Genomic DNA, 17216 nt, shown 5'->3' with positions numbered 1-17216 from the left:
GCAGGAGACATCACCATGCGCAGCCTCTCGCCCAATCTCGGGCCGGTCCTGGCGATCGGCCCCGCCACGCTCTCGGTCGACAACGCCCCGGTGGCGATCGACCTCGCCGGCTTCAATGCCGCGGCGATCCTGATTGCTGTCGGCGCCAGCGGCATCGCCTTCGACGCGACCAACAAGATCGAGTTCGTGCTCAAGCACGGCGACACCGCCACCCTCGCCGAGCACACCGCGGTCGCGCCGGCCGACGTCGTCGACGCCACCGTCGCAGCCGGCGGCATCGTCAAGGCGCTGACCGCGGCGCATCCGGCGGCCGACGTGACCAAGCTCTCCTATGTCGGCGGCAAGCGCTTCATCAGCGTGCTCGCCGACTTCTCCGGCACCCATGGCACTGGCACGCCGATCTGTGTGGCGGTGGTCAAGGGCCATCCCGCCAACGCGCCGGTGGCGTAGCGGACATCGCATCGTGAGGCGCCGTGCGGGGCCGGCGCCTCCCGAACGGGGGCACGGCTTGCAGGCGACCCAAGTCGTGCCCCCGGCCCCCGAACACGAGAGAGACCATGCGCCTGATCCGCATCACGCCACCGGGGACGTCACCGGTCAGCCTGCAGGAAGCCAAGGCGCACCTGCGCCTCGAGCATTCGGATGACGATGCCCTGATCGACCACTATCTGCAGGCCGCGGTGCAGCGGCTCGACGGCCGCGACGGCTTCCTCGGCCGGGCGCTCATCACCCAGACCTGGAAGCTGCTGCTCGACGGCTTTCCCGACGCCATCACGGTTCCGCTGCCGCCCTGCCAGGCGGTGGCCGAGATCGCCTATGTCGACGCCGCCGGCACCGTGCAGACGCTGGCGGCCGACGCCTATCAGGTGTTCGGCCTCGCCGATGCCGCGCCGGCCGGCATCGTGCCGGCCTATGGCAAGGCCTGGCCGGCAACGCGCCCCATGCGCGAGGCGGTGGCCGTCACCTTCCGCGCCGGCTACGGCGACAGCGCCGCCGACGTCCCGGCGCCGCTCCGCACCGCCATCCTGCAGCTCGCCGCCACGCTCTACGCCAACCGCGAGACGATCACCGCCGGCGCCGTGGACGAGCTGCCCGATGGCGCGCTCGCGACGCTCGCCGAGCACCGTGTGTGGGCGTTCTGAGATGGCCAAGGACGCCCGCCCCTCCGCCCGCGCGCGCGGCTACACCCGCAAATGGGAACAGGCGCGCAAGGCGTTCCTGGCCGCGCACCCGACCTGCGCCTGCGGCGCGCCGGCCACCATCGTCGACCACAAGACGCCGCATCGCGGCGACCTCAAGCTGTTCTGGTCGCGCTCCAACTGGCAGCCGATGTGCGTGCCCTGCCACGGCCGCAAGACCGTGCGCCAGGATGGCGGCTTCGGCAACGCGCGCTGCGAGGCGTGGGCGCCGCGCGGCGCCTGCGACGACACCGGCCGGCCGCTCGACCGCGGCCACTGGTGGAACGGGGGACGCTGACCATGGGCGCGCGCGGGCCGAAGCCCAAGCCGACCACGCTCCGCGTGCTGGAGGGCAATCCCGGCCGCCTGCCGATCAACCACGCCGAGCCGCAGCCGACCGGCGAGGCGAGCTGCCCCGACCACCTCTCCGACGACGCCAAGACGAAGTGGCGCGAGATCATGGAGAGCGTGCCGCCGGGCATGATCACCGTCGCCGACGCCGGCCTGCTCGAGGCCTATTGCGAGGCCTGGGCCACCCACAAGGCCGCCTCCGAGGAGATCGCCGCCAGCCGCGACCTGTTCGGCAAGACGCTGCTGCGCAACGGCAAGCCCTCGCCGCTGCTCAAGATCCGGACCGAGGCCGCCAAGACCATGGCGACGCTCGCCACCCGCCTCGGCCTGTCGCCGGCCGACCGCAGCGGGCTCAAGCTCGGCACGCCGAAGGCGAAGGGCAAATGGTCCGATCTGATCGCGTGATCCGGTTCCTCGAGAACCTGACCAACACCATGGGGCCGGCCGCCGGCAAGCCGTTCCTGCTGCGCGACTGGCAGAAGGCGATCATTCGCCAGATCTACGATCCCGTGCGCGACGACGGCCACCGCGCGGTGCGCCAGGTGCTCATCACCATGCCGCGCAAGAACGGCAAGACCGAGCTGGCGGCCGGCCTCGTGCTCTATCACCTGCTCGCCGATGGCGAGCGGAACGGCCAAGTCTATTCGGCCGCCGCCGACCGCGCCCAGGCCGCCATCGTGTTCAACGCCGCCGCCTCCATGGTGCGCGCCGATCCCGAGCTGGAATCGATGGTCAACATCATCGATTCCACCAAGCGCATCGTCCATTACGCCTCAGGCAGCGTCTATCAGGCGCTCAGCGCCGACGCCCGCACCAAGCACGGCTTCAACGCCTCGGCGATCATCTATGACGAGCTCGCCCAGGCGCCGAACCGCCAGCTGTTCGACGTGCTGACCACCTCGACCGCCGCCCGCGCCCAGCCGCTGACCATCGTCATCTCGACGACCTCGAGCGACCCCACCCACGTGATGAGCGAGCTGGTCGAGTACGGCAAGAAGGTGCGCGACGGCGTGATCGCCGACCCCACATTCGCCCCCGTGATCTATCAGGCGCCGCCCGAGGCCGACCCGTGGGACGAGGCGGTGTGGCACGCCTGCAATCCCGCCCTCGGCGACTTCCGCTCGATCGACGAGATGCGCACCTTTGCCGCCCGCGCCAAGCGCGTGCCCTCGCTCGAGTCGGTGTTCCGCAATCTCTATCTCAACCAGCCGGTCGACGCCGATCAGCGCTTCCTGTCGTCCGCCGATTGGGACGCCGGCGCCGTCCCGGTCGACCTCGAGCAGCTTGAGGGCCGCCCGTGCTTCGGCGGGCTCGACCTGTCCTCCACGCAAGACCTCACCGCCCTGGTGCTGGTGTTCCCTGACGACGACACTCCGCCGTCCTATGACGTGCTCGCCTGGTTCTGGTCCGCCGGCGACACGCTGCGCGAGCGCGGCGAGCGCGACCGCGTGCCCTACGCGCTGTGGCGCGATCAGGGCTACCTCGAGGCGCCGCCCGGCCGGGCGATCGACAAGGGCGCCGTGGTGCGCCGCCTCGCCGAGGTGACCTCGCACTTCGACGTGCGGGGCATCGCCTTCGACCGCTGGCGCATCGCCGACCTCAAGAAGGCGCTGGCCGACGACGGCCTCGAGGTGCCGCTGATCGATTGGGGCCAGGGCTTCAGGGACATGGCGCCGGCAGTCGACGCGCTCGAGACCGCCGTGTTGACCGGCCGGCTGCGCCATGGCGGCCACCCGGTGCTGCGCTGGAACGCCGCCAACGCCTGCATCACCCAGGATCCGGCCGGCTCACGCAAGATCGACAAGGCCCGCAGCACCGGCCGCATCGACGGCCTGGTCGCCCTCGCCATGGCCATCGGCCTCGCAGAGCGCACCTCCGGCCCGGTGCGCAGCCCCTACGAGGACCGCGAAGGCGGGTTCCTGGTCCTGTGAAAACCGGGGCCAAGGGGGAACGGGTTTCCCAGGCGGGCCGGCCGAGAATTGTGCCGAGGGGGAACAATTCTCAAGGGCCAGGGCAGCGCGGCGAGACAGCAAACGCCAATGCCGCCCAGGCTCTCAAGGACGCGGCCTGACGGCTGTCTCCCGCGATTCTGGGGCTTTGGTCGTGGAAGACCGGAGGGGGCGACGGGCGCCCCCTCCACCCTCCATGAAATGTTGCGAAACTCGGCAAAATTGGCGCTATTCCATGTGGATAGCCGGGTGATCCGCCCCGCGTGCGTCAACAAGCCGGCCCGCTGGGCTGCACTCAAGCTCGCGGCACCCCCTCGTGAAGAACGGTGTGGTGAGATAGAATGCCTATGAGGGTAGATGGATGAGCGCCGAGTACCGGTTCAAAATTGATGGCGCCTACACGCCGGCGACGCTCCCGATGGAGCGCCTTGCCGAGTACATCAGTGCGCTTGCGCGCCTTCTCGGCGAGGGTGCCCAGGTTCATTTTCGCGGAGTTGCGGAAGGGTCGGCAGTGTTGGTCGCCGACGTTGACGAACCGGCTCGCCCGAAGGTGCGCGACCGTTTCGACAGTGTCCGAACCGGAACAGGCCCAAGGGAAGCAGCGAAGGCGTTCGCGGAGTTGGATGACCTGCTTCGAGCAGACAACGCAACGGGAAGTCTAGCCACCGACACCCCGTGTAATGTCATACCTTTCCCCGGCAAAAATCGTCCGATGCCGATCACATTCGGGCCGTTCACCCAGGAAGGAACGCTCGACGGCGAGGTGATCCGGGTCGGCGGCAAGGATGTCACCGTTCCGGTGAACCTCCGTGATCCGAGCGGCTGTGTACTGACCGGCCTCTACACGACAAGGGAAATCGCCCGCGAACTCGGGCACCTCCTCTTCGGCCCCACCATTCGGGTTTACGGCACGGGAAAGTGGCGGCGTTTGGCAGAGGGAGTTTGGCAGCTCGACGAGTTCAAGATCGTCAACTTTGAGAAGCTGGATGATGCCCCGCTGACTGACGTGGTCGCTCGGCTGCGAAGCGCCAAGGGAAGCCAGTGGCGAGAACGCGCCGACCCAGTCGCCGAAATCCTGGCGGACCGCCACGATGAGGATGCCCCGTGATCGTCGTGTTCGATACCGCGGTCCTGGTGTTCGTGGTCGACGAACACGCGAAGGCGCCTCTTGATCCTGCGACCAAGAAGCCCGTGACGGACTGCCAAGCGCGGGTCAACCACCTGATCGCGACGCTGCAACGTGAGCGGGCCACCATCATCATCCCCACGCCGACGCTGGCTGAAATTCTTGTCGGGGCGGGGCCGGCAATGGCAGAGTGGCTTTCGACGCTCCGCCGCACCAAGCACGTCAAAATCGTTCCCTTCGACGAACGCGCTGCGATCGAGCACGCGCTTCGCGAGGCCGACAGAAAAGCGGCACGTGCCGCCGGAATGCCGCGGGCCAAGGCGAAGTTCGATGACCAGATCATTGCCATCGCGGTGACCGAGCGCGCCAGCGTCATCTACTCGGACGATCCGCACATTCAGAAGCGGGCTCCGAAGGGGATAAAGGTCGTCGGCATCGCGGAATTGCAGCTGCCACCGGAGACGCAACAAGGCCAGCTCCCGTTTGAGGGACCTGACCCGGCCGAGCCGACCCCTGAGCCAGAAGCGACACCCCAGGGCAAAGCGGCTGCCGATGCGGATGGCACGCCACCTGAAGCCCCTGTGCCCGATTCGAAGGCCGATCACCGGCGGGGACTGGAACCCTCAGAGAACGACATGACGGGCGAGCCGACCCCAACGCCGAACTGCGCGCGGGAACCTGACGGAAGCCAGCTCCCTGATAAAGGCGCCGAGCCAACGGCGACCGAGAAGAAACCGCCTGCCGACCGTTGAACGATGTCGGCGGCATGGAATGCGCCGGCGCCTGCCATTTCCCGGCCGATCGCGATTACGCCTGGTTCGGCGAGCTGGTGGCCGAGCGCGCCGTGCGCAAATACACCCGCGGCGTGGCGCGGCTGGAGTGGGTGAAGGATGCCGGCGTGCGCAACGAAGGGCTCGACACCCGCGTCTATGCCACCGCCGCGCTGCACGGGCTCTTTGCTGCCGGCTGGCGCCTCACCGACCTTGCCGCCCGCCTCAAAGAGGCGCCGATGCTTAGCGCCTCGACGGCGGAGGCGGCGCCGCAACCGGCGCCGGCGGTGATCCGGTCGAAGTTTTTATCTTAATATCGACATTTTGAACATCAGCAATTGCTTAGCTTGGCGCTGACTGGAAAGATTTAGCCTCGCCTTTTCAAGCTTCTTCTACTGTTTCAATGTCTACATCGCCTGCCGTTACAGGAGCGTCATTAGCTCCAATTGCTCGCCCTTGCTTGAGGCCGAGTACTTCTTTTAGACCGCTATGAACACGGAAGATGGTAGCTCTCTCGTCATATTCAGCTTCAGTGTCTTCGTAACGCCATACCCATTCTGAGCCACCGCCCGAACCGCCAACTTTCAGAAACCCGATGGCAGAAAAATTATATAACTCACGCAGCATAATTGAATGTCCGGTCTTTACTTCCCGCAAATTTTTCAACTCGTCATAGGATTCCTTGAATTTGTTAAACGTAAATGAAAGATTCCCGATCGTCCTAATCACATCAAATGCAAAATCCTCGTCCGGAAAGTGCTTATGCACCTCATCAACCAATTCTTTCTTCATATATTTTGAATACTCCTCTCTTGCAGAAATGATATTTTTGTTAACAAATTTTCCCACCTGATCGCCGTCCTGCTTGTAGTGCCTAAGTATTTCATTTGTAAACTTTATGATATCGCGAGGACGCTTAAATGTTCTGTCTAGTATGTACTGATATTTCGTTTGTCGTCCTGGCATTTGCTGATCTTCGGCGAAAACTTCCTCCCATGCAAGACTATCCGGGATACCCAGCACCTTGGAAAACCTTTTTTCCATTAATCCCTTAAGCGTCCTACTTGTGGAACGCTTATCCCACTCAATCATCATAGCCGAATCCTCAACAATTTTATTTTTGTCCTCAAATTTTAAATATCTCAAAATATCATCTCTTAAAAAGATAATGACGGACGCATTTTTGCCAGATCTCCGGAGATTTCTATTGAAATCTCGCGCAGCAATCAAAAGCCCCGACAAGCGATGCCGGTAAATCTCTTCAGTTAATGAAAAATTCCTGTCAAGCTCGTCGAAGCAAATGTGATAGTTAAAGTTAGGATTTAGACATCTTATTATAGTCTCAAGCAATGCTTGATTAACTTCATATACTATCAACGGAAGCTTTGGGATCTCAACTTGTTCCGCAACAATGCTTGCGCTTACAGGCCCCAACCCCGCAGTCAGGGATGGCTTTAGCTTTAGCTTTGTATTAGGTGAAAATATTCTATTTAGCTCAGGCTCTGTAGTTCCATAGCTATCTTTTACAAAATCTTGCAGTCTGACCATCGCCTCAAGAGATTCTTCCGACCATGGGTCGTTCGCATCTTTAAGAATCATCCGAGCAAGGGAAATTAACATAACGTATTCCCAGCTATACCGGAAGCATTCCGCATCGGGCACGCCAGCCTTCTTTTGGGCATCGTGATGAAACCATGGATAGTCAGAAAAAGAATGGCCATGACAAAAATAATCGTAGGCCTTATCTGAAACAAGTTTTCGGAAAATTGCCGTCTTTCCTGAGCCCTTTCGGCCAACAATCAAGAATTTGTCGTGTTTTTTCGCTGCGATATATGCCTCATGATCCTCAAAGCATTCAAGAAGGAGGTCATCATTGTCGGCTTCCACCGTGCCAAACGTTTCTACTTCGACTAACCTCATGCTATCCTCGAATCTATGCGTAAAACTCTATTATTTCTCGCTTCAAGCGCAAGATGTGCGGCACATTGATCTCACTGCGGTTTTTGTAGGCGCACTCCTGGACCCCCGCCGTTTTCTGGGATGAATTCGATACCGGCCCCTTCAAGAGCAAGACGGATGGCCGCGATCGCATCCTCCGAAACTGATCGGCGAGATTTCTCGAAATCCACCACCGTAGATAAACCAAGTTTTGCAGCCTCCGCCAAGCGGGGCTGCGTCCATTCGATCAGGGCTCTTGCGGCCCGACATTGCGCAGGCGTCATGATCAACATTTTATGTTGACGCTCGGTACGAGCGCATCTATCAACAGATTCTGTTGACCATTTACCACAGGACCACGCGCATGAACACTCATGTCCGCGAACGGGAGAGCCATGCCCGGCGGCTGTTCATTGAGGTGACGCCCGCGCTGCGCCGGGTGCTCGCCGAGGTCGCCGAGGCCGCCATCGATGTTCTCGACCAGATCGACGGCGACCCCGACCTCGAGCCGTCGTTCGGCTATCTGCCGCCGGGCGTCCTCGACGAAGCCGAACCGGACGCCGATGCCGAGGAAGACGACGCGCCCGAAGAGGACGACGCCCCCGAGGACGGTGGCGACCTCGAACCCGACGTGGACGACGAACCGTTCCTCGGTTGGACCGAGGACGGGCAGACCGGCGACAACGCTTGGGGCTGCGTCGAAGAGGATTTCACCGATCCCGAGACCTCCGCCGGTTTCCCGAATGTGCCGCTCAACAATCCGACCTTCGACACCGAATGGCGGGCGCGGCAGGCGGCGCTGTTCGATCCACGCCTCGACCGCCGGCCGTCAGGGCGCCCGAGCGGCATCCACGTGCGCCAGTTCGTCACCTTCCCGCACGATCCGCCCGATCGCCCCCGCTGCGACACCCACGCCGAACAGCGCCGCCTGCTGCGCCAAGCCATGGCGCTGAAGGCGCGTCGCCGTCGCGCCCCGCGCCGCCGGGTGCTCGCCAGCCGTCATCTGCCGATGGGAGGCGCGCTGTGACCACACCGCCGCCCAAGCGCAGACGCCCCGCCAAGGCGAGCCCGGCCCCGTCGAACGTCGTCCAATTCCCGGGCGCTGATGTCGAGCAACGAATCGCCACCCTGCGGGCCGAGCTGAAAGGCTGGAAGCCGCCGGCGCACCACGAGTGGATGGACTTCAACGCCAACCCGTCCATCCCGTGTGTGCAGCTCGCCTACTTCCTGATCCGCCAATCGCAGCCCGACATGCACGACAGCGTCGCGCGCATCACCGCGCAGGCCGACATGGCGGACTTGGTGGACAGCATGACCTCGTCTGCCGACCACTTCGCCAAGCTCTCGCTGATCTGCTCCGCTGCCGCCGATCGCCTGCAGGCCCACAGCGCCCGCGCCGCTCGTGCCGCCAAGCCATAGGAGGCGAAAGGGGCCGTGATGCGCCCTGGTGGCGACGGTGCCCGATCGGATCGAGTTGGCAGATCGGCAGGAGGCGCGCGGCGCGGAACGGATGGATATGGTGCGGAATGGTTGGGAATGTGTGGGATCGCCCACGACAATCATTGACGTTGCGGCGGGCATGTGGGACACGTCACACCATGCGCGCGCAATTTGCCTATACCCTGAAGAAGTTCGGCCCCACCCGTGCGGAGGAAATCTCGGGCGTCGCCCGTGTCACTCAGCGCGACTGGCGGCGTGAAGGCCATCTGCCGTCGTCGGAGGGCATGGCCCGGTATGACCTGTTCGACCTGTGCGAGCTGTGGGTGCTCAAGACCTGCGCCGACGTGGGTCTTGGCCCCAAGCGGGCGAAGGCATTTTCGCGCGGGGCAGGGCTGCATTTGGCGTGGCATTGCCTGCGTCTGATCGCCGCCTATGAGGGCGATCATGAGAAGGCGCCGTTCTCGAAGCATGAGAAGACCTTCGATTTGGGGGGGCAGAGTCAGCCGACCCCGTCTTGGGGACGGCGCTCGCGGTGGCTCGCGGACCACATTTTGTTCGGTAAGGATGATCCGGAAGAGGCAAGCAAGTTTTTCATCATCTGGCCGGACGGCGAAGCAGGTCCCGGCGACACGATATTGGATTTCAACTTGGCTGGCTCCTTTCAGTCGAAGCGCGGGGCCATGATCGTGCTGCCTCTTGAACTGGCTGCCCGCTGGATCGTCGACGCAGCAGGCGAGCCGTTCGTCCAGATCACCTTCGGAGATCCGAAATGAGCGCGGATCACCGAATTTCTGAAGACATCCTCCGCGGCGCCGACCAGATCGCCGAGTTCATTTTCGGTTCGGCCAAGGATCGCCGCAAGGTCTACTACCTGGCCGAGAAGTCAAATCTTCCCGTATTCCGCCTCGGCTCTCTTCTCTGCGCCCGCCGGAGTGTCCTGACCGGATGGATTGCAGCGCAGGAGGCCCGCTCCACTCAGGGAGAGATTGAATGACGTTCGTGATCGGCGAGTTCCGCAAGAACCAGACCGAGGTCGTCCGCGTGACGACCTCGAATTTCAAGGGCTTCGACTTGGTCGACGTCCGCGTCTGGGTCGATGGCTACGGCGGCGTCACGCGGCCGACCAAGCAGGGCATCTCGCTCCGCCGCGAGCTGCTCCCCGAGCTGCAGCAGGCGATCAACGCCGCGATCAACGCGCCGCCCTGCGCCTATCAGCTCGAGGCCGCCGAGTAGCCGTTCGTCTCTCTGTCGGGATTCCACCGAGGCTCGCCATCCATATGCCGCGCCAAGCCGCCCTTCCCCCCACTCTCCCGCCCCGGCTGATCAGCCGGGAGGCGGCGGCGGCTTACGTTTGCGTGTCCCCCAACACCTTTGACGAGATGGTGCAGGATGGGCGCATGCCGCGCCCGCGGCGTCTCAGCGACCGGCGCAAGGCCTGGGACGTTCGCTCCCTGGACGCCGCGATTGACGCCCTCCCGGTCGATGGCGAGGCGCCCACCATCGACGACACGTGGAATGACATCGATGCCGCGCAAGCTGCCGCCGCACGTTGAGCGGAACCACGTCAAGGGCCGCACCTATTTGTCCTTCAGGCGAGGCAAGGGGCCGCGCATCCGGTTGCCGGCCGACCCGACCTCAGAAGAGTTCCGCGTCGCCTATCAGGCGGCCCTCGCAGGCGAGACCGCGCCCAAGACGACGGCCAACACGGGAATTACCCCCGGCACCATTGCCGCGCTGATCGTCTCCTACATGAAAAGCCGCGCCTACACCGGCCTGCGGCCGACGACGAAGGCCGGCTATGCCAGCCGCATCGAGACGCTGCGCACCGACCACGGCCACCGCACCGTGACCGGCTTGACGCAAGAGCGCATCAACAACGGCATCCTCGGCCCTTACGCCGATCGGCCCGGCGCTGCGCTGTCGCTCCTCAAGATGCTGCGCATCCTGATCCAGCACGCGATGACGCTGGACGACAAGAACCCCTGCAAGCTGCGGTTCGATCCTTCGGCCGGCATCAAGCGGCCCAAGACCAAAGAAATCCGCGCCTGGACCGATTCGGAGCTTGCCGCTTTTGAGCGGCGGTGGCCGATCGGGACCAAGCAGCGCACCGCCTACGCCCTCATGCTCTATGTCGGCGTTGCGCGCGTCGACGTGCATCGGATGACGTGGCGCCAGGTCGAGGAAGGTGGTGTTGGCTATACCCGCCACAAGACCGGCGTCGGTGTCGACGTCGGTCTGCACAGCGATCTGCAGGCCGCTCTTGCCGAGTGGCCGCGCGATCACGTCACCATCATCAATACCGAGTTCGCCAAGCCATTCACGGTCGACGGCTTCTCCCGCTTCATGCGCGACGCGATCAGGGCGGCGGGCCTGCCGGATGACTGCAAGCCGCACGGCCTCCGCAAGACCCTCGGCCGCCGGATGGCGGACGCCGGGTGCTCCGCTCACGAGATCATGGCCGCGCTCGGCCACACCACCTTGGCCGAGGCCGAGCGCTACACCCGCGAGGCCGATCGGCGGCGGGGCGGACGCGAGGCCGTGCTGAAGCTGGAAGCACACAAGGCGAACAAGATTACCCAAACCACACCGAGCGGTTTGGGGAAAACGGCGAAAAATGAAGGGAAATCAACGTGAGAAGTGCGCGGATGGCGCTCCCTAGGGGACTCGAACCCCTGTTTTCGCCGTGAGAGGGCGACGTCCTAGACCGCTAGACGAAGGGAGCAGCGCGGCGCGGAGTTGCGATATAGCCGTCTTGCGGGGCGCCTGCAACAGTGTCGAGCGACGCTGCGGCGGTGCAGGGGCGCGTTGCGGTGCATAACCTGCGTCGATCGGGCGCCCGCGCACGTCTTGGCTGCACCGCCCCCGCGGCGCACCTCCTGCGAGGTCCCGTCAGGGCTCGCTGGCGAAGCGCAGCCGGCCGGCCGGCTTCAGCGTATCGAGGGCGAAGGTGTGCACCTCGATCGACCCGTTCTGCTCGACCGTGACCACCAGGCGCTCGCCGGCCACCGCGGTCGAGACGATCTTGGCGCCGCGCGGCAGCGTCGCCGTCACGTCGGCGAGGCCGCCCGTGCTTTTCGGGCCGGTGAAAAGGCGATAGCCGATGACGCCGAACACCGATGCCGCGCCGAGCACCATCACCAGTGCGGAAACCTGCGACAGGCGGCGCATCCGCGACACCAGCCGCTCCTGTTCCGGGGTCAGCGGCGGTTCGTTGTCCTGGGTGGATGTCATGGCACGCAATATGTTGACGGAGGATGTGCGGAAACGCGATGGGGTGGAGACAGGCAGATGTGGGCACGATGCGCCAAGCGCAAGACGTGACGAGCGAAGACCCGATGAACCGGGGCCGGATGAACCGATGAACGACACGACGACCCGGCCGGACGAGGCCGCGCGCAGCGAACTGACCGTGACCGAGGCCGAGGCCGGCACCCGGCTCGACCGCCTGCTCGCCGACCGGCTTCCCGCCTTCAGCCGTTCGCGCCTGAAGGCGCTGATCCTGGCCGAGGCGGTGACCATCGACGGCCGATTGGTAGTGGACCCCGGCGCCAGGGTCAATTCTGGCGCCGCCATCGTTCTCGACGTGCCGCCGCCGGAGGATCCGACGCCGGCGCCCGAGCGGATTCCGCTCGCCATCGTCCATGAGGACGCCGACCTCATCGTCATCGACAAGCCGGCCGGCCTCGTGGTCCACCCGGCGCCGGGCAGCCCCGCCGGCACGCTGGTCAATGCGCTGATCGCCCATTGCGGCGCGAGCCTGTCGGGCATTGGCGGGGTGGCGCGGCCGGGCATCGTCCATCGCCTGGACAAAGACACCTCCGGGGTGATGGTGGTGGCCAAGACCGACCGCGCCCACCGCCGGCTCGCCGCCCAGTTCGCCGATCATGGCCGCACCGGCGATCTCACCCGCAGCTATCTCGCCTTCGTCTGGGGCGTGCCGGCCCTGCCCTCCGGCTCGGTGGATGCGCCGCTCGATCGCGACCCCAGGAACCGCGAGAAGATCGCCGTGCGCGCCAACGGGCGCTGGGCGGTGACCCATTGGCGGCGGATCGAGAGCTATGCCGGCAGCGACGGCCGGCCGGTGGCGAGCCTCGTCGAATGCCGGCTGGAGACCGGCCGCACCCATCAGATCCGGGTGCACATGGCCCATATCGGCCACCCGCTGCTGGGCGATGCGGTCTATGGCGCGGGCTTCCGCACCAAGGCCGCGCAGCTGCCGGAGGCGGCGCGCAGCGCGCTCGACCGGCTGGGCCGCCAAGCGCTTCACGCCGCAAGCTTAGGCTTTGTTCATCCTTCGAGCCAAGAATTCATGGAGTTCGCATCGGAACTGCCCGAAGACCTTGCCGCTTTGCGTAGGTCTCTCGCGCAAACTCCGGCGCGGAAACTGACGAAAGCGTAATTTGATCCCAGCTATTGGCACCGATATGGTCTGGAACGTGGTCGGCATTACGCGATCACCCGAGGGCTCGCCCGCTCGGGGAGCCCACGAGCTATTGGAGGGCGCATCATCATGGCCCAGTTGCCTCTGATCACTGCCGAAAATGGTCTTGCGCGCTATCTCGACGAGATCCGGCGCTTCCCCATGCTGGAGCCGCAGGAGGAATACATGCTCGCCAAGCGCTGGCGCGAGCATGGCGATTCGGACGCGGCTCACAAGCTCGTCACCAGCCACCTTCGCCTCGTCGCCAAGATCGCGATGGGCTATCGCGGCTATGGCCTGCCGATCTCGGAGGTCGTCTCCGAGGGCAATGTCGGCCTGATGCAGGCGGTGAAGCGCTTCGAGCCGGAGAAGGGCTTTCGGCTGGCCACCTACGCCATGTGGTGGATCAAGGCCGCGATTCAAGAGTACATCCTGCGCTCCTGGTCGCTGGTGAAGATGGGCACCACGGCGGCGCAGAAGAAGCTGTTCTTCAACCTGCGCAAGGCCAAGAGCCGCATCTCCGCGCTCGACGACGGCGACCTCAAGCCCGATCAGGTCAAGCAGATCGCCAAGCGGCTCGGCGTCGAGGAGCGCGAGGTGGTGGAGATGAACCGCCGCCTCGTCGGCGACGCCTCGCTGAACGCGCCGCTGCGCGACGATGGCGAGGGCGGCTCCGAGTGGCAGGACTGGCTGGTCGACGAGAGCGCCAACCAGGAAGCGCTGCTGGTCGAGAGCGAGGAGATGGACACCCGCCGCGCCGCGCTGAAGGGCGCCATGGACGTGCTGAACCCGCGCGAGCGCCGCATCTTCGAGGCGCGCCGGCTGTCGGACGATCCGATCACGCTCGAGGAGCTGGCCGAGGAGTTCGGCGTTTCCCGCGAGCGCGTCCGCCAGATCGAGGTGCGCGCCTTCGAGAAGGTGCAGGAGGCGGTGCTGGCGCGGATGCGCGCCCTGGAGCAGGCGCCCGCCTTGGCGATGTCGCCCTGACGCAAGCCCGGCCGATCCGCCGAACCCGGACCCGATGAACACGAAACGCCGGCCCTGGGCCGGCGTTTTCGTCATGTGGTTGCCGGTTGATTGGTTCGGAATACCGGAAACCGTATTACACGCGGTGGGGTCTTGCACGCGCCGGAGGCCCCCACCCGACCGGTACGGACCGGGTAGAGTCCTGACAGTTCAGACCGGGCAGATGGTCGACAGGTCACGTTGCATTGGAGGGAGGACCTTCGATGCCATTTTTGGAGACCTGTCGGATGGAGCAGCGGATCCGGATGCTGTCGGATTACGACACAGGGGCATGGAGCGTTTCGGAGCTCTGCCGGCGCTACGAGGTGAGCCGGGATACGTTCTACGCGTGGCGGGCGCGGCGGGCGAGCGGGGCTGCGGACTGGTTCGTGGAGCGGTCGCACGCGCCGCTGCGGTGTCCGCACCGCACCCCGGCGGCGCTGGCGGCGGAGATCGTGCGGCTTCGGCGGCGGTTTCCGTATTTCGGGCCGCGCAAGCTTCTGGCCCGGTTGCAGCGGGACGTTCCCGAGGTGACGTGGCCGGCGGCCTCGACGATCGGCGACATCGTGAAGGCGGCCGGGCTGGTCGCGCCGGTGAAGCGGCGGCGGCGTCCGATCGACCAGGCTCGCTCGTTCGTCGCGGCGGTGGCGCCGAACGACGAGTGGAGCGCGGATTTCAAGGGCTGGTTCCGCACGCGGGACGGGCACCGGATCGATCCTTTGACGCTGACCGACGGGGTCACGCGGTTCCTGATCGAGGTGCGGGTGGCGCCGCCGACCGCGGCGGGGGTTCGGCCGGTGTTCGCGCAGGCGTTCCGCGAGCACGGCCTGCCGAAGGCGATCCGCTGCGACAACGGGCCGCCGTTCGGCTCGACCGGTGCGGGCGGACTGACGCGGCTGTCGGTGTGGTGGCTCAAGCTCGGCATCGAGCCGCATTTCATTCGGCCGGCTTCGCCGCAGGAGAACGGCCGGCACGAGCGCATGCACCGGACGCTGAAGGAGCAGACGACGGATCCCGCGGCGGCGACGGCGGCCGAGCAGCAGGCGCGCTTCGATGCGGGTCGTGTCCCCGTTGATGGTGTAGCTCGGCGGTGGTGCGGAGCCGCCCGCGAGCGCGCCCTTCATGGCGCCGAAGCGAGCGGGCGGCGCGGCGGTCACCGGTGACGTCCTCCGGTAGGATCGGGTTGCACACCAACCTGGACCTGAGGAACCACCGATGACCGACGAGATGGTGAACCTTCGCGCGCTCGTGGAGAAGACCCCCGACGCCGATGTGCTGCGCGAGATGATCGGCTTTGCCGCCGAGCGGCTGATGGAGCTGGAGGTCGGCTCCCTGACCGGCGCCGGCTATGGCGAGAAGAGCGCCGAGCGGCTGGCCCAGCGTAACGGCTATCGCGACCGGGTGTGGCAGACCCGAGCCGGCGAGGTCGAGCTGCGCATCCCCAAGCTACGCAAGGGCTCCTACTTTCCGAGCTTCCTGGAGCCGCGCCGGCTGGCCGAGAAGGCGCTGACCGCCGTCATCCAGGAAGCCTACGTCCAGGGCATCTCGACCCGCTCGGTCGACGACCTGGTCAAGGCGCTCGGCATGAGCGGCATCTCGAAGAGCCAAGTTTCCCGGCTGGTCGAGGAGATCGACGGCAAGGTCAAGGCCTTCCTGGAGCGGCCGATCGAGGGCGAGTGGCCCTATCTGTGGATCGACGCGACCTATGTGAAGGTGCGCCAAAGCGGGCGGATCGTCTCGGTGGCGGTGATCATCGCCGTGGGCGTCAACGCCGAAGGCCGGCGCGAGGTGCTGGGCATGGACATCGGCTGCTCGGAGGCCGAGCCGTTCTGGACCAGCTTCCTGCGCAAGCTGACGCGGCGCGGCCTGCGCGGCGTCAAGCTGGTCATCTCGGACGCTCATGAAGGCATCAAGGCGGCGGTGACGCGGGTGCTGGCCACCACCTGGCAGCGCTGCCGGGTGCACTTCATGCGCACGCTTCTGGCCCACGCCGAACGCCAGGGCCGGCGGGCGGTGTCGGCCTTCGTCGCCACCGCTTTCGCCCAGGAGGACGCCGAGGCCGCCCGGGCCCAGTGGCGGCGCGTTGCCGATCAGCTGCGCCCAAGGTGCACAAACTCGCCGCCCTGATGGACGAAGCCGAGACCGACGTCCTGGCCTACATGACGTTTCCCGCCCAGCACCGCGTTAAGCTGCACAGCACAAACCCACTTGAGCGACTCAATGGCGAGATCAACCGACGCACCGACGTCGTCGGCATCTTCCCCAACGAGGATGCCATCACCCGCTTGGTCGGCGCTATCCTCTTGGAGCAAAACGACGAATGGGCCGTCCAGCGGGCGCGCTACATGACGCTGGAAACGATCGCCCCGCTCGGCGATGATCCCATCGTCGGACTGCCATCACTGGCAAGCTGACCAGCCCGGTCCAACCGGGGGACGACGGTGGCCAAGACGCCAGCTACACCACGCCACGGGACACGATCTCGATGCGTTCCGCCGGCACTACAACGAGGAGCGGCCGCACGAGGCAATCGCGCAGCATCCCCCGGCCGATCTCTACGTCGCATCCCCGCGGGCGATGCCGGAGACCGTCGAGGACCCCTGGTACGACGCCGATCATCAGGTGCGCCGGGTGCGGCCGGCCGGCGACATCAAGTGGAAGGGCGAGCACGTCTTCATCGGCGAAGCCTTCGCGGGCGAGCTGCTCGGCCTCGAGGAGCTCGAGACGGGCGACCATGTGGTGCGCTTCTGCGCGCACGACATCGGCCTGATCGATCGCCGCGGTTTGTTCCGCCGCTTCGCTCCGCCCCGTCCGGGGCTCCGCGAGCCGGCGGAACAAACCGCAAACCCCAACCCAGACCTGTCGACCATCCTCCCGGTCCAAACTGTCGACCATCTTCCCGGTTGAACAGGGGTGCGTAGCGAGGCTGGAAACCAGAAGCTCGCGGGGGGGCCGTCTCATGCCAACGGCCGCGAACGCGGGCCGTTGGTTCCGGTCGCGGATTTTCGAGAAATCTTTGGTTTCCCGAAAGAAAATCCG

22 protein-coding genes, 1 tRNA gene and 1 pseudogene are annotated in these 17216 nt (G+C 65.3%); 20 read left to right on the top strand and 4 right to left on the bottom strand.

Annotation, left to right across the window (positions count from 1 at the left end):
- The first annotated feature begins 15 nt into the window (after positions 1-15).
- The 8 genes from BLTE_RS04035 to BLTE_RS04000 all read left to right on the top strand — a co-directional run bounded on the left by BLTE_RS04035 (position 16) and on the right by BLTE_RS04000 (position 5688).
- Positions 16-450: a hypothetical protein gene (locus tag BLTE_RS04035; RefSeq protein WP_126397835.1), complete on the top strand. Its 435-nt coding sequence runs from the start codon at positions 16-18 to the stop codon at positions 448-450.
- Between the two features lie 107 nt (positions 451-557).
- Positions 558-1142 (top strand): head-tail connector protein, encoded by a 585-nt coding sequence (locus BLTE_RS04030; RefSeq protein ID WP_126397833.1) that lies wholly within the window; start codon positions 558-560, stop codon positions 1140-1142.
- A 1-nt stretch (position 1143) separates the two neighbouring features.
- On the top strand, positions 1144-1476 hold the full coding sequence (locus BLTE_RS18725; RefSeq protein WP_126397831.1) for an HNH endonuclease signature motif containing protein: 333 nt from the start codon (positions 1144-1146) through the stop codon (positions 1474-1476).
- A gap of 2 nt (positions 1477-1478) precedes the next feature.
- Positions 1479-1934 (top strand): phage terminase small subunit P27 family, encoded by a 456-nt coding sequence (locus BLTE_RS04020; RefSeq protein WP_126397829.1) that lies wholly within the window; start codon positions 1479-1481, stop codon positions 1932-1934.
- Positions 1931-3460 (top strand): terminase large subunit, encoded by a 1530-nt coding sequence (locus tag BLTE_RS04015; RefSeq protein ID WP_160140510.1) that lies wholly within the window; start codon positions 1931-1933, stop codon positions 3458-3460. The genes BLTE_RS04020 and BLTE_RS04015 overlap by 4 nt, the downstream gene beginning before the upstream one ends.
- 379 nt (positions 3461-3839) lie before the next feature.
- Positions 3840-4586, top strand: a complete 747-nt coding sequence (locus tag BLTE_RS04010) for a hypothetical protein (protein WP_126397826.1) — start codon at positions 3840-3842, stop codon at positions 4584-4586.
- Positions 4583-5356 carry a hypothetical protein gene (locus BLTE_RS04005; protein ID WP_126397825.1) on the top strand — a complete coding sequence of 258 codons (774 nt, stop codon included), beginning with the start codon at positions 4583-4585 and terminating at the stop codon, positions 5354-5356. Before BLTE_RS04010 ends, BLTE_RS04005 begins: the two co-directional genes overlap by 4 nt.
- A 14-nt stretch (positions 5357-5370) precedes the next feature.
- Complete coding sequence (locus tag BLTE_RS04000) at positions 5371-5688, top strand: terminase gpA endonuclease subunit (protein WP_126397824.1); 318 nt, start codon at positions 5371-5373, stop codon at positions 5686-5688.
- A gap of 67 nt (positions 5689-5755) precedes the next feature.
- Here the strand turns inward: BLTE_RS04000 and BLTE_RS03995 are convergent, their stop codons facing one another.
- Together BLTE_RS03995 and BLTE_RS03990 are read right to left on the bottom strand one after the other, a co-directional pair.
- Positions 5756-7294, bottom strand: coding sequence for a P-loop ATPase, Sll1717 family (locus BLTE_RS03995; RefSeq protein ID WP_126397821.1), 1539 nt, complete (start codon positions 7292-7294; stop codon positions 5756-5758).
- A 71-nt stretch (positions 7295-7365) separates the two neighbouring features.
- The gene (locus BLTE_RS03990; RefSeq protein ID WP_342211505.1) at positions 7366-7605 is read right to left on the bottom strand and encodes a helix-turn-helix domain-containing protein; all 240 of its coding nucleotides are present in this window, start codon (positions 7603-7605) and stop codon (positions 7366-7368) included.
- A 71-nt stretch (positions 7606-7676) separates the two neighbouring features.
- Here BLTE_RS03990 and BLTE_RS03985 point away from each other — a divergent pair, with 71 nt between their 5' ends.
- From BLTE_RS03985 to BLTE_RS03955, 7 genes are all read left to right on the top strand, one after another.
- Positions 7677-8339, top strand: a complete 663-nt coding sequence (locus BLTE_RS03985) for a hypothetical protein (protein WP_126397819.1) — start codon at positions 7677-7679, stop codon at positions 8337-8339.
- The gene (locus tag BLTE_RS03980) at positions 8336-8731 is read left to right on the top strand and encodes a hypothetical protein (RefSeq protein WP_126397817.1); all 396 of its coding nucleotides are present in this window, start codon (positions 8336-8338) and stop codon (positions 8729-8731) included. The genes BLTE_RS03985 and BLTE_RS03980 overlap by 4 nt, the downstream gene beginning before the upstream one ends.
- Before the next feature lie 179 nt (positions 8732-8910).
- Positions 8911-9525, top strand: coding sequence for a hypothetical protein (locus tag BLTE_RS03975; protein ID WP_126397815.1), 615 nt, complete (start codon positions 8911-8913; stop codon positions 9523-9525).
- On the top strand, positions 9522-9746 hold the full coding sequence (locus BLTE_RS03970; RefSeq protein WP_126397813.1) for a hypothetical protein: 225 nt from the start codon (positions 9522-9524) through the stop codon (positions 9744-9746). Before BLTE_RS03975 ends, BLTE_RS03970 begins: the two co-directional genes overlap by 4 nt.
- A complete protein-coding gene (locus tag BLTE_RS03965; protein ID WP_126397811.1) occupies positions 9743-9985 on the top strand; it encodes a transcriptional coactivator p15/PC4 family protein in 243 nt (80 codons plus the stop codon). The genes BLTE_RS03970 and BLTE_RS03965 overlap by 4 nt, the downstream gene beginning before the upstream one ends.
- A gap of 122 nt (positions 9986-10107) precedes the next feature.
- Positions 10108-10305, top strand: a complete 198-nt coding sequence (locus tag BLTE_RS03960) for a helix-turn-helix transcriptional regulator (RefSeq protein WP_244600105.1) — start codon at positions 10108-10110, stop codon at positions 10303-10305.
- Entirely contained in the window at positions 10277-11386 is a 1110-nt protein-coding gene (locus BLTE_RS03955) for a tyrosine-type recombinase/integrase (protein WP_126397807.1), read from the top strand. Before BLTE_RS03960 ends, BLTE_RS03955 begins: the two co-directional genes overlap by 29 nt.
- A 12-nt stretch (positions 11387-11398) precedes the next feature.
- Here the strand turns inward: BLTE_RS03955 and BLTE_RS03950 are convergent.
- A tRNA-Glu gene (locus tag BLTE_RS03950) sits at positions 11399-11474 on the bottom strand.
- A 167-nt stretch (positions 11475-11641) separates the two neighbouring features.
- Complete coding sequence (locus BLTE_RS03945) at positions 11642-11983, bottom strand: hypothetical protein (RefSeq protein ID WP_126397805.1); 342 nt, start codon at positions 11981-11983, stop codon at positions 11642-11644.
- 127 nt (positions 11984-12110) lie between these two features.
- On the opposite strand from BLTE_RS03945, the gene BLTE_RS03940 reads away from it, so the two are divergent.
- From BLTE_RS03940 to BLTE_RS03920, 5 genes and pseudogenes are all read left to right on the top strand, one after another.
- Positions 12111-13151 (top strand): RluA family pseudouridine synthase, encoded by a 1041-nt coding sequence (locus BLTE_RS03940; RefSeq protein ID WP_126397803.1) that lies wholly within the window; start codon positions 12111-12113, stop codon positions 13149-13151.
- Positions 13152-13262: 111 nt separating this feature from the next.
- A complete protein-coding gene (rpoH, locus tag BLTE_RS03935) occupies positions 13263-14159 on the top strand; it encodes an RNA polymerase sigma factor RpoH (RefSeq protein WP_126397801.1) in 897 nt (298 codons plus the stop codon).
- 266 nt (positions 14160-14425) lie between these two features.
- On the top strand, positions 14426-15340 hold the full coding sequence (locus BLTE_RS03930) for a DDE-type integrase/transposase/recombinase (RefSeq protein WP_244600104.1): 915 nt from the start codon (positions 14426-14428) through the stop codon (positions 15338-15340).
- Positions 15341-15392: 52 nt separating this feature from the next.
- A pseudogene (locus tag BLTE_RS03925) lies at positions 15393-16591 on the top strand (IS256 family transposase).
- Positions 16592-16754: 163 nt separating this feature from the next.
- Positions 16755-17084 (top strand): hypothetical protein, encoded by a 330-nt coding sequence (locus BLTE_RS03920; protein ID WP_244600103.1) that lies wholly within the window; start codon positions 16755-16757, stop codon positions 17082-17084.
- The last annotated feature ends 132 nt before the right edge of the window (positions 17085-17216 follow it).

The organism is Blastochloris tepida (assembly GCF_003966715.1).
GTDB classification, from domain to species: domain Bacteria; phylum Pseudomonadota; class Alphaproteobacteria; order Rhizobiales; family Xanthobacteraceae; genus Blastochloris; species Blastochloris tepida.
This window is presented reverse-complemented; position numbering and strand designations above follow the sequence as displayed.

Excerpts from the sequence above, each read along its gene's own strand:
- BLTE_RS03930 (WP_244600104.1), top strand. The coding sequence starts at position 14,426 with ATGGAGCAGCGGATCCGGATGCTGTCGGATTACGACACAGGGGCATGG.
- BLTE_RS04035 (WP_126397835.1), top strand. The coding sequence starts at position 16 with ATGCGCAGCCTCTCGCCCAATCTCGGGCCGGTCCTGGCGATCGGCCCC.
- BLTE_RS04020 (WP_126397829.1), top strand. The coding sequence starts at position 1,479 with ATGGGCGCGCGCGGGCCGAAGCCCAAGCCGACCACGCTCCGCGTGCTG.
- BLTE_RS04010 (WP_126397826.1), top strand. The coding sequence starts at position 3,840 with ATGAGCGCCGAGTACCGGTTCAAAATTGATGGCGCCTACACGCCGGCG.
- BLTE_RS04000 (WP_126397824.1), top strand. The coding sequence starts at position 5,371 with ATGGAATGCGCCGGCGCCTGCCATTTCCCGGCCGATCGCGATTACGCC.
- BLTE_RS18725 (WP_126397831.1), top strand. The coding sequence starts at position 1,144 with ATGGCCAAGGACGCCCGCCCCTCCGCCCGCGCGCGCGGCTACACCCGC.
- BLTE_RS03945 (WP_126397805.1), bottom strand. The coding sequence starts at position 11,983 with ATGACATCCACCCAGGACAACGAACCGCCGCTGACCCCGGAACAGGAG.
- BLTE_RS03985 (WP_126397819.1), top strand. The coding sequence starts at position 7,677 with ATGAACACTCATGTCCGCGAACGGGAGAGCCATGCCCGGCGGCTGTTC.
- rpoH (WP_126397801.1), top strand. The coding sequence starts at position 13,263 with ATGGCCCAGTTGCCTCTGATCACTGCCGAAAATGGTCTTGCGCGCTAT.
- BLTE_RS03995 (WP_126397821.1), bottom strand. The coding sequence starts at position 7,294 with ATGAGGTTAGTCGAAGTAGAAACGTTTGGCACGGTGGAAGCCGACAAT.
- BLTE_RS03990 (WP_342211505.1), bottom strand. The coding sequence starts at position 7,605 with ATGTTGATCATGACGCCTGCGCAATGTCGGGCCGCAAGAGCCCTGATC.
- BLTE_RS03975 (WP_126397815.1), top strand. The coding sequence starts at position 8,911 with ATGCGCGCGCAATTTGCCTATACCCTGAAGAAGTTCGGCCCCACCCGT.
- BLTE_RS03970 (WP_126397813.1), top strand. The coding sequence starts at position 9,522 with ATGAGCGCGGATCACCGAATTTCTGAAGACATCCTCCGCGGCGCCGAC.
- BLTE_RS03940 (WP_126397803.1), top strand. The coding sequence starts at position 12,111 with ATGAACGACACGACGACCCGGCCGGACGAGGCCGCGCGCAGCGAACTG.
- BLTE_RS03920 (WP_244600103.1), top strand. The coding sequence starts at position 16,755 with ATGCCGGAGACCGTCGAGGACCCCTGGTACGACGCCGATCATCAGGTG.
- BLTE_RS03955 (WP_126397807.1), top strand. The coding sequence starts at position 10,277 with ATGCCGCGCAAGCTGCCGCCGCACGTTGAGCGGAACCACGTCAAGGGC.
- BLTE_RS03965 (WP_126397811.1), top strand. The coding sequence starts at position 9,743 with ATGACGTTCGTGATCGGCGAGTTCCGCAAGAACCAGACCGAGGTCGTC.
- BLTE_RS04030 (WP_126397833.1), top strand. The coding sequence starts at position 558 with ATGCGCCTGATCCGCATCACGCCACCGGGGACGTCACCGGTCAGCCTG.